This is a genomic window from Xanthomonas vesicatoria ATCC 35937, from assembly GCF_001908725.1.
GTDB lineage: Bacteria > Pseudomonadota > Gammaproteobacteria > Xanthomonadales > Xanthomonadaceae > Xanthomonas > Xanthomonas vesicatoria.
On sequence record NZ_CP018725.1, the window covers coordinates 4,846,228 to 4,860,986 of the forward strand.

Annotated in this window: 13 protein-coding genes and 1 tRNA gene; 4 read left to right on the forward strand and 10 right to left on the reverse strand. The window is 64.4% G+C overall.

Annotation, left to right across the window (positions count from 1 at the left end):
• Positions 1-328: 328 nt before the first annotated feature.
• Positions 329-415: transfer RNA gene (locus BJD12_RS21160), tRNA-Leu, on the reverse strand.
• A 121-nt stretch (positions 416-536) separates the two neighbouring features.
• Here BJD12_RS21160 and rnr point away from each other — a divergent pair.
• The 4 genes from rnr (at position 537) to BJD12_RS21180 (ending at position 8,038) form a co-directional block, all read left to right on the forward strand.
• Positions 537-3,062 carry a ribonuclease R gene (gene rnr, locus BJD12_RS21165; RefSeq protein WP_058563965.1) on the forward strand — a complete coding sequence of 842 codons (2,526 nt, stop codon included), beginning with the start codon at positions 537-539 and terminating at the stop codon, positions 3,060-3,062.
• 128 nt (positions 3,063-3,190) lie between these two features.
• Entirely contained in the window at positions 3,191-3,664 is a 474-nt protein-coding gene (locus tag BJD12_RS21170; protein ID WP_042828378.1) for a GFA family protein, read from the forward strand.
• Positions 3,665-3,972: 308 nt separating this feature from the next.
• Positions 3,973-4,722: a 23S rRNA (guanosine(2251)-2'-O)-methyltransferase RlmB gene (rlmB, locus tag BJD12_RS21175; protein WP_005995525.1), complete on the forward strand. Its 750-nt coding sequence runs from the start codon at positions 3,973-3,975 to the stop codon at positions 4,720-4,722.
• A 235-nt stretch (positions 4,723-4,957) separates the two neighbouring features.
• Positions 4,958-8,038: a ligand-binding sensor domain-containing diguanylate cyclase gene (locus BJD12_RS21180; RefSeq protein WP_050812896.1), complete on the forward strand. Its 3,081-nt coding sequence runs from the start codon at positions 4,958-4,960 to the stop codon at positions 8,036-8,038.
• Positions 8,039-8,208: 170 nt separating this feature from the next.
• Here the strand turns inward: BJD12_RS21180 and rnt are convergent, their stop codons facing one another.
• From rnt to pstC, 9 genes are all read right to left on the reverse strand, one after another.
• Positions 8,209-8,850: a ribonuclease T gene (rnt, locus tag BJD12_RS21185; protein WP_005995530.1), complete on the reverse strand. Its 642-nt coding sequence runs from the start codon at positions 8,848-8,850 to the stop codon at positions 8,209-8,211.
• 68 nt (positions 8,851-8,918) lie between these two features.
• Complete coding sequence (locus BJD12_RS24665) at positions 8,919-9,137, reverse strand: IS3 family transposase (protein ID WP_164738610.1); 219 nt, start codon at positions 9,135-9,137, stop codon at positions 8,919-8,921.
• Positions 9,134-9,778, reverse strand: coding sequence for an IS3 family transposase (locus tag BJD12_RS23905; RefSeq protein ID WP_081375331.1), 645 nt, complete (start codon positions 9,776-9,778; stop codon positions 9,134-9,136). Before BJD12_RS23905 ends, BJD12_RS24665 begins: the two co-directional genes overlap by 4 nt.
• Entirely contained in the window at positions 9,775-10,068 is a 294-nt protein-coding gene (locus BJD12_RS21195) for a transposase (protein ID WP_005997377.1), read from the reverse strand. Before BJD12_RS21195 ends, BJD12_RS23905 begins: the two co-directional genes overlap by 4 nt.
• A 568-nt stretch (positions 10,069-10,636) precedes the next feature.
• Complete coding sequence (locus BJD12_RS21200) at positions 10,637-11,041, reverse strand: RcnB family protein (protein WP_042828278.1); 405 nt, start codon at positions 11,039-11,041, stop codon at positions 10,637-10,639.
• 124 nt (positions 11,042-11,165) lie between these two features.
• Positions 11,166-11,876 (reverse strand): phosphate signaling complex protein PhoU, encoded by a 711-nt coding sequence (phoU, locus tag BJD12_RS21205; protein ID WP_005994733.1) that lies wholly within the window; start codon positions 11,874-11,876, stop codon positions 11,166-11,168.
• A gap of 110 nt (positions 11,877-11,986) precedes the next feature.
• Positions 11,987-12,817 carry a phosphate ABC transporter ATP-binding protein PstB gene (gene pstB, locus BJD12_RS21210; RefSeq protein WP_039420807.1) on the reverse strand — a complete coding sequence of 277 codons (831 nt, stop codon included), beginning with the start codon at positions 12,815-12,817 and terminating at the stop codon, positions 11,987-11,989.
• Between the two features lie 22 nt (positions 12,818-12,839).
• On the reverse strand, positions 12,840-13,709 hold the full coding sequence (gene pstA / locus BJD12_RS21215) for a phosphate ABC transporter permease PstA (RefSeq protein ID WP_005994735.1): 870 nt from the start codon (positions 13,707-13,709) through the stop codon (positions 12,840-12,842).
• The gene (pstC, locus tag BJD12_RS21220) at positions 13,709-14,683 is read right to left on the reverse strand and encodes a phosphate ABC transporter permease subunit PstC (RefSeq protein ID WP_005994736.1); all 975 of its coding nucleotides are present in this window, start codon (positions 14,681-14,683) and stop codon (positions 13,709-13,711) included. The genes pstA and pstC overlap by 1 nt, the downstream gene beginning before the upstream one ends.
• Positions 14,684-14,759: the final 76 nt, after the last annotated feature.

Sequence of the window (14,759 nt, forward strand, 5' to 3'; positions counted from 1 at the left end):
CGACAGTCGTGAGGGATTGGAGTGCGAGGCCTCATGGCGTGGCGATACCCCGATCGCTTAGATGGGGCGGCCAGCAAGGCGGCTAACAACGACTGCGCCCACCGCCAGGCGGGATGTTGCCCGGAGCTGGCAATTCCCGTTGTCCACTGTTTTTGAGCGCGTCCTCATATCCAACGGACGACTGCTGGCGCCGCTTTACTGCCGCGCTGAATCACATCATTGGCACGCAAGCGCTGATCGGCGTCGGTAGTCAGCCACAGCGACAGTGCTGACCTTTTCGTACCCCAGAAACCAGAAGACCCCCGATTGCTCGGAGGTCTTTTTAAACTGGTGCCCAGAAGAGGACTCGAACCTCCACGAAGTTGCCCCCGCTAGCACCTGAAGCTAGTGCGTCTACCAATTCCGCCACCTGGGCAGGTGAGCCGCGAATTTTGCAGACTCGCGGCAGGGTTGTCAACGGGTTATGTGCGGCAATCGCCAACGGCCTGGCCAGCCTTGCTGCCCACGTCAGGACCGCAAGGGGTACCATTAGGGCAATGACAAAGAAAAACAACCCCGATTCCGACCGGCCCAGCCGCCGCAAATCCGCCAGCCCAGGCGAGTCCACCACCGCCGAGCAGCAGAAACTGCCGGGCTGGATGCCGGACTTCCTGGTCCGCGCCGCGGCAGGTGCGTCTACCAAATCCGCCAACAAGCGCGCCGCGGCAAAAGCCTCGTCCGATCAGCCTGCGCCTCCGGCCGAGCCTGCTGCGCCGCGCGCGCCGCATCCACGCAAGAGTGGCCCGCCTGCGCCACCACCGGAACGTTTCCAGAAAGAAGCCGTCCAGGCTGTCGTCGACGCCGGATTCAAGGACCCCCATGCCGACCGCGAGGCGCTGCGTTATGCCGAGCCGATCGCCAGCCGCGAGGCCATCCTGCAGCTGCTGGAAGCCTGCGACGGCCCGCAGACCGCCGAAGAGATCGCCGAGCAGCTCGGCTTGAGCGACCGCATCGACGCGCTGGGCAAGCGCCTGGCCGCGATGGTGCGCGAAGCGCAGCTGGTGCAGAACCGCCGTGGCGGCTATGCGCCGGTGCAGCAGACCAGCCTGATCGCTGGCGTGGTGATCGCCAACCCGGAAGGCTTCGGTTTCCTCAAGCCCGATGAAGGTGGCGACGACCTGTTCCTGCCGCCGTTCGAAATGCGCAAGGTGATGCACGGCGACCGTGCATTGGCCAACGTGACCGGCATCGACCGCCGTGGCCGCCGCGAAGGCGCCATTGCGCGCGTGCTGGAACGACGCATGTCGCGCATGATCGGGCGCTTCTTCTACGAGCACGGTGTGGCCTACGTCGACCCGGACGACAAGCGCGTGCAACGCAACGTGCAGATCGCCCCGGACGGCATTGGCGAGGCGCGCGAAGGCCAGCTGGTGGTGTGCGAACTGATCGCACCGCCGGATGCGCGCCGCCCGGCCATCGGCAAGATCATCGCGGTGTTGGGCGACAAGCTGACCCCGTCGCTGGTGGTGGAAATGGCCATCCACGGCCACGAACTGCCGCACGAATTTCCGCAGGAAGTGCTGGACGAAGCCGCCGCCGTGCCGTTGGTGGTCGAGCCGCAGATGATCGGTGGGCGTGTGGACCTGCGGCAGATGCCGCTGGTCACCATCGATGGCGAGGACGCCAAGGATTTCGACGATGCGGTGTATTGCGAACCCAATGCCGACGGTTTCCGTCTGGTGGTGGCGATCGCCGACGTGTCCAACTATGTGCGCCCCGGCACGCCGCTGGACGACGAAGCGCAGAAGCGCGCCACCTCGGTGTATTTCCCCGGGTTTGTGGTGCCGATGCTGCCGGAGACCTTGTCCAACGGCATCTGCTCGCTGATGCCCAAGGTCGACCGCATGTGTTTCGTCTGCGACATGCAGGTGGGACGCGATGGCGAAGTGACCGGCTCGCGTTTCTACGAGGCGGTAATGAACTCGCACGCGCGCCTGACCTACAACCAGGTCTGGAAGGCGGTTGGCGAAGACGATGCCGATACCAAGGCGTTTATCGGCCCGTTGTTGCCGCAGGTGCAGCGTCTGCATCAGCTGTACAACGTATTGTCGAAGGCGCGCACGCATCGCGGTGCGATCGAATTCGAAACCTCCGAAGTGCGCTTCGTGCTCGACAATACCGGCGAGGTCACCCAGGCCGGTATGCTGGTGCGCAACGATGCGCACAAGCTGATCGAAGAATGCATGATCGCCGCCAACGTGGAAGCGGCGCGTTATCTGCTGAGCGTGCATGTGCCCGCACCGTACCGCGTGCACGAGCGCCCGCCGGAGAGCAAGTACGAAGACCTGCTGGAATTCCTCAAGGAATTCCAGCTCAGCCTGCCGGCGTGGAGCAAGGTGCGCCCGGGCGATTACACCAAGCTGTTGAAGAAGGTGCGCGCGCGCCCGGATGCGGCGCTGCTGGAATCGGTGCTGCTGCGCAGCCAGAGCCTGGCGGTGTATTCGCCCGACAACAACGGCCACTTCGGTCTGGCGCTGGAGGCGTATGCGCACTTCACCTCGCCGATTCGCCGCTACCCGGATCTGCTGGTGCATCGCGCGATCAAGCACGCGCTGACCGGTGCCAGCCCGGAAAAATACATCTACACACCGCGGCAGATGGCGGCGCTGTCGCTGCAATGCTCCGAGCGTGGACGCCGTGCCGATGAGGCCGAGCGCGAAGTGGACGAGCGTTATCGCGCCGCCTGGATGGAAAAGCATGTCGGCGGCCAGTTCGATGGCGTCATCAGCGGCGTGACCGGCTTCGGCCTGTTCGTGGAATTGACCCAGTCCAAGGTCAACGGCCTGGTGCATGTCACCCAGTTGCCGCAGGACTATTACCAGTTCGACCCGATCCGCAAAACGCTCAGCGGCGAGCGCCGTGGCCGTGAGTTCCGCCTAGGCGACCCGGTGCGCGTGCTGGTGCTCAAGGCCAGCATGGAGGAGCGCAAGATCGACTTCCGTCTGGCAGAGGATGGTGCGCCTGCAGAGGCACCTCTACCGCCGCGTGAGAAGCCGGCCAAGCGCAAGAAAAAGTCGTATTGAGGTACACGGCATTGCGGGCGGCCCCATGGCCGCCCGTCGCGTTGAGTCGGTAAGTGCGTAGTGAGTGCCGCCGCGTGCCGTGATGACGTGGTGGCTTGCATAACACGCTGACTGCGAGGCAACAAATGATGGGCGCATCTTCCGAGTACAGCGGCGGCTGCCAGTGCGGCGCGGTGCGCTTTCATGTGCGCGGCGTCCTGGATCATGCATCGATCTGTCACTGCCGCATGTGTCAGAAAGCCTTCGGTGCCTATTACGCTCCGTTGGTGTCAGTGCGTGGCGCCGAGTTCCGCTGGACCCGCGGGGCGCCCAAGCGGTTTGCGTCGTCGACGGTGGTACAGCGCGGTTTTTGCGTCGAGTGCGGTACGCCGTTGACCTATGAAGCGCCCGATGGCGTGGCTATCGCCGCTGGTGCATTCGATACGCCAGAGCAGTTGCCCCCGCACATCCAGTATGGGCTGGAGCGCAAGTTGCCGTTCGTCGATCACCTGGCGCAACTGCCGACACGCCCGAGCGAGGACGACGCGGCTGCGTTGGCGTTTCAGGCCGCGCTCGTATCGCATCAGCATCCGGATCACGACACCGAGCGGTGGCCGGTGTAAGCGACAAGCGACCTCACCCTGCAGGTAATCGATGTCGTCCATCAGACTGATGGCGGCGCGTTGCGGCGTGCTACCGATGTAGGCGAGACAAGCGTCAACCGCCGGTCCCACGCTGCCACGCGGTGCAAAGACATCCGGTACCGGAGACGGTTGCGGCGTGCGCACCATCGCCAGCGTCACCTGACTCCCGCAGGCGACGCGGCACTGCTGCAGACCGTTGCCGAATTTCTCGGTGATCCATGCGTCGGCCGTGACGTAGCAGGCCGCAGGCCCTACCATTCCCTCTCATTTCTTCGTATGCCCGCGCAATGAGCAAGCAAAACCAGTGGATCGTCGGCGTCAACGCTGTTGCCTCGTCCGTCGAGAACGACGCCGACAACGTGCGCGAGGTCCTGATCGAGGCCGGTAGCAAGAACCCGCGTCTGACCGAGATCGAAGAGCAGGCGCGCCGCAAGGGGATCGACGTGCGCCGGGTCAATACCCAGGCGCTGGACGGTGTCGGCGGGCAGGTGCGCCACCAAGGCGTTGCTGCGCGCTACGCCGCCGCGCGCCTGTGGGCCGAGAACGAGCTGGAAGGCCTGGTCGACGCCGCACAAGGCCGCGCGCTGGTGCTGGTACTCGATGGCGTGCAAGACCCGCACAATCTCGGCGCCTGCCTGCGGAGTGCCGCGGCTGCGGGCGTGACCGCGGTAGTCATCCCCAAGGACAAGTCGGCCACGGTGAATGCCACCGTGCGCAAGACCTCGGCCGGCGCCGCCGACCGCATCCCGGTGGTGGCGGTGACCAATCTGGCGCGCTGCCTGCGCGACCTGCAGAAGCAGGGCGTATGGCTGTATGGCCTGGCTGGCGAGGCCGAGGCGTCGTTGTACAGCGTGGACCTGCGTGGCAATGTCGGGCTGGTGCTCGGTGGCGAGTCCGATGGCCTGCGTCGCCTGACGCGCGAACATTGCGATGGCCTGGTCAAGATTCCGATGCCCGGCGACATCGAAAGCCTCAATGTGTCAGTCGCCACCGGCGTGACCCTGTTCGAGGCCGTGCGCCAGCGATTGGGCGCCTGATTAAGGCGTAGTGAGGCGTGCGATCGGTCGCTGCCTCGGGCAAGCGATGGGTGTACTGCGCGACGCCGTGCCCCGGCAATCCGCGCAGATGGTGGTGCATTGCTCGGTGAGCCGGTGCAACCGATGGCGAGCAAACCGCCGTCGCAGCAGGGATTTGGCGCCAGCTAGCATGATCGCTCAGCGCCGGAGCAGCTTTTTGCCTACCATATCGTCAGTGAATGGCGTGTCGTGACTGATGAAACTTGGGGTGGGCGCCTGCGGAAGGGGCGAGAACGGGCGCGCCGGTTCGGCGTCAGCACGACGACATGGGCAGTGGTGGCTGAGCGCTGGCGTTTGCATGCTGCTGGCGCTGTGCTCGCTGGCGGCGCTTGCCGCACCCGCCGGAACTGCCCAACTACGCGATTACGCCATCGACAGCTGGAGTTCGCGTAGCGGCCTGCCGCATAACTCGCTGCGCGATATCGCCCAGACCCATGATGGCTATTTGTGGTTCGCCACCTGGGAAGGGTTGGTGCGCTACAACGGCCTGGAATTCAGCGTCATCGACCGCAGCACGCGCCCGGGCGTGCCCGATAACGGCGTCGGCGCCTTGTACGTGGATCGCGATGGCGCGCTGTGGCTGAGCGATGCGCGCGGCAATCTGGTGCGTCACGGCGCCGATGGCCAGTGGCGGCAGTGGCAACGCAAGGGCCAGTGGCCGCAGGCATTGATCCATGCGATGACGATGGATGCGGACGGTCGGATGTGGCTGCTGTTCGAAGGTCACGGGCTGGGTTGTCTATGGCCGGATGGGCGCTTCGACTATTTTCCGCCGCGCGATGGCGTGCCGCTGCAGAGCAGCTTTCCGCGCATGTTGTTCGACGGCCAGGGCCGGTTGCTGATTGGCACGCTGGACGGGCTGATCTATCGCGAACCTGACGGGCGCATGCATCGTGCGCCGGCGTCGTTCGGCCTGCCACCGGGCCTGGCGTGGCCGTATCGCGCTCCGGATGGCACGGTGTGGGTGGTCGCAGGCGAGCAGCTGTATCGCCTGCACGACGAGCGCGCCGAGCTGGTGCATCGGCTGCCGGGGCAGGGCCACTTCACCGCGATGCTGCAGGATCGCAATGGCGATCTGTGGCTGGGCAGCGAAAACCAGGGTCTGCTGCGGATCGGCAGCCACGGCGTGGAGCATTTGCCGGCGGGCCGCAGCCTGCCCACCGGGCGCATCGTCAGCCTGCGCGAAGATGCGGAAGGCAGCATTTGGGTCGGTGCCAATGGCGGGCTGTTCCGCTTGCGCGAGACCTTGTTCAGCAGCTACAGCCAGCGCGACGGGTTGAGTGGCGACTATGCCCGCGCCGTGCTCGAAGATCGGGATGGCAGTCTGTGGATCGCCACCACCGCCGGCCTGGACCGCCTGCTGCCGGACGGCCGGATCGTGCCGGTCCCCGTCGCCACGCCGTCGGGACGTCGGCTGTCGGTGCTCAGTCTTGCGCTGGATCGGCACGGCGACCTGTGGGTGGGTACCTATGCTGATGGGGTTTTCGTCCTGCGCGATGGTCGCGTGCTGCAGCACTATGGTGAGGCCGACGGCATCCCCAGCGGCCATATCCGCGCCATCGTGATCGATGCGCACGATGCGGTGTGGCTGGCCACGCAGCGCGGCGTGGTGCGGCTACTGGATGGCAAGCGCGTGCCGATGACGATCGAGGGCTTGCCCGATGGCGTGATCACCGCCTTGGCCAGCATCGATGGCGCGCTGTGGATCGGCTCGGTGGATGGCGCGGCGGTGTTGCGCGATGGCAAGCTGCAGCAGCTGGACCTGGAACGCCTGGGTGGCGCGCGCAGCGTGTTCGGCTTCCAGCCGATCGGCGATGCGGTGTGGATCTCCACCGATCGGGGTCTGTACCGGGTGCGCGGCGGCACGCTCGCACGCGTGGGCCTGGAGCAGGGCATGCCGGTGGACACGGTGTTCCAGCTCGTCGATGACCGACTAGGCAACGCGTGGATCAGCAGCAATCGCGGCGTGCTGCGCACCGAATTTGCCGCGCTCGATGCGGTGGCCGATGGCCGCGGCCGGCTTGCCATCGAGCGCTATGGCGAGATCGATGGCATGGGCAACGCGCAGGCCAACGGCAGCTCCGGCCCCAGCATGATCGAACGTGCCGATGGCACGCTGTGGGTGGTCACCGCCGGCGGCGTGAGCACGGTGGACCCTGCGCGCCTGAGGCGTTTCCGCGAGCGCCGCCCGCCCCCGCCGCTGATCGAAAACGTGCAACAGGACGGCCGCCCGCTGGCCTGGCGGCAACGGGCACAACTACCGGGCGGTTACCGGCTCAACGTCTCCTATGTGGGCATGAGTTTCCTGATGTCAGAGCGTATCGAATACCGAACGCGTCTGGACGGCCTGGATAATGTGTGGATCGCGCGTGGCCGGCAGCGCAGCGTGGAATTCATCGGGCTGCCACCGGGGCACTACACCTTGCGCGTGGCCGCCCGCCACCCAGGCGGTGCATGGAGCCCGCAGGAGGCGCGCTGGACCTTCGATGTACTTCCGCTGTGGTGGCAACGCCACGACGTACGGTTTGCCGCGGTGCTGGCCGCGATTCTCGCGTTGGCGCTGCTGTACCGGGCGCTGCTGCATCGCTACAGGACCCACAACGCCCGCCTGGCCGAACTGGTGCGCAAGCGCACGCAGGATCTGCAGCTGCAGGCGCAGCGCCTGCTGCAGGCCAATCAGGAAAAGAGTGAGTTGCTGACGCGCCTGCGCATCAAGTCCGACGTGTTCGAACGTCAGGCGCACGAGGATGCGCTGACCGGGTTACCCAATCGTCGCCACTTTGACGAGGCGCTGGCGCGCGACATCAGCCGCGCACGTCGCAGTGGCCGGCCGTTGGTGCTGGCGATCCTGGACATCGATCATTTCAAGCGCATCAACGACCGCTACTCCCACGCCATTGGCGATGCGGTGCTGCACGATGTCGGCGAGCTGCTTACTGCAGCGGCGCGTACCTCGGATTTGCCAGCGCGGCTGGGCGGCGAAGAATTCGCGCTGCTGTTGGCCGACACCTCGCTGAGCGATGCACAGGTATTGTGCGAGCGCATTCGCATGCTGTTCCATGCGCGAGCCGACTGGGGTGACGTGGAAGGGTTGCAGGTGACCTTCAGCGCCGGCCTGGCCGAGCTACGCGACGACGACAACGGCTCATCACTGATGCAGCGCGCCGATCACGCGTTGTACCAAGCCAAGAGCGCAGGGCGCGACCGGATCTGTGTGGGTAGGTGCTGGGAATCGGGAGTCGGGAGTCGGGAGTGGGGAATCGTAAAAGCGCGGTAGCTGGTGCTTTTCTCTACTGCAGGGCGCTCGGCAATACGAAGTCCCCAATGTCATGCCAGGGCACGGCTCCACGTGTTGATGTGGTGAGCTGCAACTGCTCTGTTGCGGCCGCACCCGGAGATCTTTCAATCGCGCACATGCCGCGCTCTTGCCAATCCCCAATCCCGAGCCTAAACCGGCCCTGGCCAGGCATTGGCGATCGTGCAGAACAGCCGCGCGGTTTGCTCGGTGTCGTAGACCGCGCTGTGCGCATCGGCGGCGTTCCAGTCCAGGCCGGCCGCCTGCGCGGCGCGTGCCAGCACGGTCTGCCCATACGCCACGCCCGCAAGGGTCACCGTATCGAACACGCTGAAGGGATGAAACGGATTACGTTTATGCCCCACGCGTGCAACCGCGGCATTGAGGAAGTTCAAATCGAAATGCGCGTTATGCCCGACCAGGATGGCGCGCTGGCATCCGTACTTCTTCACCGCAGCGCGCACTGGTGCGAATACATGGTCCAGCGCGTCCTTTTCCTGTTTGGCGAAACGGAACGGGTGATCGAGCACGATGCCGGTGATTTCCAACGACTTGGGGTCGATCTCCAGGCCCGGTGCCGGCACTAGATGCGCGCTGGCGGTTTCGCCGGGGAAAAACCGCCCGTCGGCATCCATCTCGATCGGCACGCAGGCGATTTCCAGCAGGGCGTGCTTGTTCCAGTCGAACCCTCCGGTTTCCACGTCCACCACCACGGGCAGATAGCCGCGGAAACGCCGCGACATGGGCAAAAAGGAAGGGGCAGGATGGGGATCGACCGGTTCGTTCATCTGCATAGCCTAGCAGGTCGCACCTGGGCCCGATCGGTGCACCTGAGCCACCCCCGATTTCTCGGACAGGTTAATTAGGGAACAACAGCCATCTTCTCGAACTCGGCCGGCGAGCGATAGCCCAGCGCACTGTGCAACCGCTGCCGGTTGTAGAACACTTCGATGTACTCGAACACTTTCCCGCGCGCTTCGTCGAGACTGGCGAAGCGCTCGTGGTGCGTCAGTTCCTGTTTGAGCGAACTGAAGAAGCTCTCCATCACCGCATTGTCGTAAGGCATGCCCTTGCGGCTCATGCTTGCGACCAGCCCAGCTTCTTGCAACTGCCGCTGATATGCACCGCTGGTGTATTGCGTGCCCTGGTCACTATGGTGGATTGCGCCCTGCGCTGGCCGTCGCGGTGCAACGCCATGGCCAGCGCAGCGCTGGCCAACGCCTGATCGGCCCGCTGGCCCATCGCCCAGCCCGCGATCTGCCGGCTGTGCATGTCTAGAACTGCCGCCAGGTACAACCAGCCCATCCGGGTCGGGATGAAGGTGATGTCCGCCACCCACACCCGATCTGGCCCCGGACTGACGAACGGCCATGCCAGCCGGTTAGGCGCTACCGCCGCACGCTGGTATGTGCTGCGCGTGCGCAGATAGCGTTGTCGCCGTTTGGTGCGGATCGCATGTGCCTGCCGCAGGCGCCGCACCCGATGCCGGCCGCATGTCTCACCTTGCTGACGCAACGCGCGCCACAGGCGCTCGCTGCCATACGCCTGGCGGGTTTGTGCGTGCAACTGCTCGATCCGCTGCAATAGCCGGGCATTCTCCTGTGCGCGTGGCCCCGGACGGCGAGCGCACCACGCGTAATAGCCGCTGGGCGACACGCCCAACGCATGGCAGAGCCAACGCACCCGGTAACCCCGCTGATCTCGGATCCAGGCGTACTTCACGGTAGCTCCCGCGCAAAGTACGCCGCCGCTTTTTTTAGGATCTCGTTCTCTTGGCGCAGCCGCTCGTTCTCGCGCTGCAGCTTGGCCAGTTCATCCGGGTTGGCCTTGGGCCGGCCACTGCCGCCAAAGGCGCCAGCGCCCTTCGCATCGAGATCCGTGGCCCACTTGTAGAGCCGGTTGCGCGGGATGGCTAACCCCCGCGCGATCATGGCCGCTGGCCGATCTCCCGCCTTGAGCAACCGCACTGCTTCCCGCTTGAACTCCGCTGTAAACCGCTGCCGCTTCTGCATCGAACACCTCCCTGCGAGGATTGTCCTCGCTTTCAGGTGTCCGAGTTATCAGGGGTGGCTCAACCCGTCCTCTTTGTATCCGCTTCTGGTCTGGTGCTGCCGGGCGGCAGGCCAAGCGTTGCAGGTCATCGCCAAAGGCTGCCGAGACATCGGGGCGGAGAGTGCAGTGACGAGGCGGATGATTGCAAAGCAGCGGGCCTATGACGGCCGGCAATGGAGTCCAGAACGGCGAACAAGACATCGTCAGCCTGGGGTGGACTGTCCGCGTAGACACCAAGTGCACGCGTGGTACATGCCGCACAGAGTGCAGGCTACAACACCAGCAGATGAGCGCAGGAATGTTGTCAGCTGCTCCACCTGGAAGCGTCCTTGCCAGAGGAGCGCTTTCCACAGCGCTTCGCACCCGTCCCGCGGATAAACCAGCATCTATCAACTGCACTGCCAGTGTTGGCCCGATTCGCTACAGGCCCACCACCCACAGCCACAACCCACAGCCACAACCCACGCAAAGCAGGCCCGCTCCGCATGCTGCCGAGCGGGCCTGCTTGATGATGCGGATACGCGGGGATCAACCCCCGCCGACGACGCTGGCGATCAAGCCGGTTGCAATGGCAATCAGCACGTATCGATTGTCCACGCGGCGCCATTCATGTCCGCGCGTCGGTTGCTTGAGGTGATGCTTGCGGTAATCGGCGACGCGGTTCCCGCGATGGTCAGGTGCAAGACGCTCGCCGCGATGGAAGGGCGGACCATGGCGGTCGTTGCGATGATCGTCGTGGTGCGCGCTGCGTCGATCATCGCGCCTGTCGTTTCGGTGATCGTCATGCCGGTCCGGGCCGCGATCATCGTGACGCTGCTCGATACGGTCGCGATCGTGATCGTGATCGTGATTGTCCTGCTGCTGGGGTGTGGCGAACGCGGCACCCGAGGCCAGCAGGGACACAACCATGAAAGATCCGATGAGGCGTTTCATCTACGTACTCCTGCGTCACAGGAACGGCCTGTGGACAATCCCACCGTAGGAATTTTTAGCTGAATACGCAATGAAATAAGGCTTTCGCGATTTACCGCCCATTCGTGCCGATCCCCGGCGGCGATCAGATCACGCCGGTCGTGCTGGTGTCGTCGCGCTTCAGACGCGGCGGCAGCGGCTGTTCGCCATGCACCAGGAACCACACGTTCTCGGCGATGTTGGTCGCATGGTCGCCGATGCGCTCCAGGTTCTTGGCCATGAATAGTAGGTGCGTACACGGCGTGATGTTGCGCGGGTCTTCCATCATGTAGGTCAGCAGCTCGCGGAACAGGGCGGTGTATTGCGCGTCCAGGCGTGCGTCTTCGTCGCGCACACGGATCGCTGCGTCGGCATCCTTGTTGCGATACGCCTGCACGGCTTCGCGTACCGCATCGGCGGCCATCTGACCAAGCGCGCGCAAGCCTACCGTCTGCGGCAGCGGCGGCGCGGAATTGAGGGCGATCGAGCGCTTGGCCACGTTGGCCGCGTAATCGCCGATGCGTTCGATATCCGCAGGAATCCGCAGGCCGGCCAGAATCTCGCGCAGATCGCGCGCCATCGGGCCGCGCAGTGCCAGGCGCATCACGTCGTGGCTGATCGCATGTTCCAGTGCGTCGATCGCTTCGTCGTTGACCACGATACGGTGCGCGGCGTTGTCGTCGCGACGCTCCACGACATCCAGCGCCGCTTCCAGTTGCGCCACCGCCGTGTCGCCCATGCGCACGATCTCGGCGACAAGACGGTGCTGCTCCTCGTCGTAGCTTTTGACGATATGGTCGTTGAGGTGCTGGTTCATCGTGATCTCGATTCGTGGCAGTGGTGGATGTCCGTCAGCCACGCCGAACAATGTGCAGGGCAGAGTGACGGAGCTGCTTCAGTGCGGGCGTGGAGGTGCGGCGCCTTACATCAACCGAAACGGCCGGTGATGTAGTCCTCGGTCTGCTGCTTGGACGGCTGGGAAAAAATGGTTTCGGTGCGGTCGTGTTCGATCAGGTCGCCCAGATACATGAAGGCGGTGTAATCGGACACGCGCGCGGCCTGCTGCATGTTGTGGGTCACGATCACGATGGTGTAGTCACGCTTGAGTTCTTCCACCAACTGTTCGATACGGCTGGTGGAGATCGGATCCAGCGCCGAGGTGGGTTCGTCCAGCAGCAACACGTCCGGACGCAGCGCAACTGCACGCGCAATGCACAGGCGTTGCTGCTGGCCGCCAGACAGGCCCAGCGCGCTTTGCCCCAGCTTGTCCTTGACCTCGTCCCACAATGCGCCCTGGCGCAAGGCCTGTTCCACGCGGTTCTGCATGTCGGGCTTGGACAGTTTTTCGTGGTGACGGATGCCGTAGGCGACGTTTTCGAAGATGGTCATCGGAAACGGCACCGGCTTCTGGAACACCATGCCCACCTTGCTGCGCAGGCGGTTCATCGGATACTTCGGCGACAGGATGTTTTCGCCATCCAGCAGCACCTCGCCGCGCGCTTCCATCTTGGGGTATAGCGCATAGATGCGGTTGAAGATGCGCAGCAGGGTCGATTTGCCGCAGCCGGAGGGGCCGATCAGCGCGGTAACGCGCTTTTCCGGAATCTCGATGTCGATGCTTTTGAGCGCGTGGTACTTGTCGTAATAGAAATCCAGATTGCGTGCGGCCACCTTCACCGGCGCCTGCGCCGTCGGCGCCCCCTTGGCGGCCGGAACAGCGATGCGATGCATCGGCTTGGCGTTTTGGAGATCGTTCATATCGGGTGTCCGGAAAGAAAGGTCAGTCATTGGAAATCTTGTTACGCAGCAGCAGCGCACGTGCGCCCAGGCTCACCAACAAGACGAACACGGTCAGCACTAGCGCGCCGGACCAGGCCAGGGTCTGCCAGGATTCGTACGGGCTGCCTGCAAACTGGTTCATGATCACCGGCACGCTGGCCATCGGTTGGAAGATGTTGCTGTTCCAGTATTGATTGCCGAACGCAGTGAACAGCAACGGTGCGGTTTCACCGCTGATGCGTGCCAGCGCCAGCAGCACGCCGGTGAGAATGCCGGCCGAAGCGGCGCGATAGAGCACCTGCACGGTGACCTTCCACTGCGGAATGCCCAGCGACAACGCGGCTTCGCGCATCTGCGCCGGCACCAGCCGCAGCATCTCGTCGGTGGTGCGCACCACCACCGGCAACACGATGAAGGCCAGCGACAACGCGCCTGCAAATGCAGAGAAGCGCCCGCCGGTCTGGATCACATACAAGGTGTAGACGAACAGGCCCAGCACGATCGACGGCGCCGACAACAGGATGTCGTTGACGAAGCGCACCACGATGCCCGCCTTGCGCGCATTGCCGTACTCGGCCAGCCAGGTGCCGGCCGCCACGCCCAGTGGCGTCCCGATCGCCAGCGCCAGCCCGCACATCACCGCGCTGCCGAAGAAAGCATTGAGCAGGCCACCTTCCTGCATCGGTGGCGGCGTCATCTTGGTAAACAGATTGAGATCGATGCCGGGCACGCCCTTGGACAACAAGGTCCACAGGATCCAGGCCAGGAAGAACAGCCCGAACACCGCGGTGATGCACGACAACAACAGTGCCACCACATTGGTGATGCGGCGACGGTTGTACAGCGATTGCGAGACCGAAGACGCAGACATCAGTTGCCCTCCCGACGCGACAGCTGCATCAGCATGAAGCGCGCGATCGCCAGCACGATGAAGGTCACGATGAACAATACGAAGCCCAGCAGCAGCAGGGCCGAGCGATAGGTTTCGGTGGCCTCGCCGAAGTCATTGGCGATCAATGCCGCAATGGTGGTGCCAGGCTCCAGCAACGAGGGCGACAGCCGCACTGTGTTGCCGACCACGAAGGCCACCGCCATGGTTTCGCCCAACGCGCGTCCTAGCCCGAGAAACACGCCGCCAATCACCGCCGAGCGTGTATACGGCAACACGATGTCCCAGCTGACTTCCCACTTGGTGGAGCCAAGCGCGTATGCCGACTCCTTCAGGCGCGTCGGCACGGTCAGAAACACTTCGCGCATTACCGAGGAGATAAACGGGATCACCATGATCGCCAACACGAAACCTGCAGTGAGCAGGCCGATGCCCAGCGGCGGCCCCTGAAACAGCGGACCGATCACCGGCAGCGTGCCCAGGTGATCGTTGAGCCACGGCGTCACGTGCTCGGTCATCACCGGCACCAGCACAAACAGGCCCCACATGCCGTAGATGATCGACGGAATGCCGGCCAGCAGTTCGATTGCCGTGCCCACCGGCCCGCGCAACCAGCGCGGCGCCACTTCGGTGAGAAAGAAGGCGATGCCAAAGCTCACCGGCACCGCGATCACCATCGCGATCAATGCGGTCACCAGGGTGCCGTAAATCGGCGCCAGCGCACCGTACTTGTTTTCGACTGGATTCCAGTCGGCGGAATAGAAAAAGCTCAGACCCTGCATCTGCAGTGCATGGCGTCCGCCCCACAACATCGACAGCGCTGCGCTGCCGAGCGCCAACAGGGCGAACACGACGGTGGCGGCCAGCGCAAGCTTGAACAGGCGATCGGCACGCGCATCGCGCAGATCGCGGCCGCGGGGGGCGGTCATCGCTTCGGGAAGGGCGGTGGCATTCATTCGATTGAACTCGTCACCCGCGCGTTGGCGGGAGCGTGAAACATCAGGAACGGGGAGGTACCCGCAGGCACCTCAC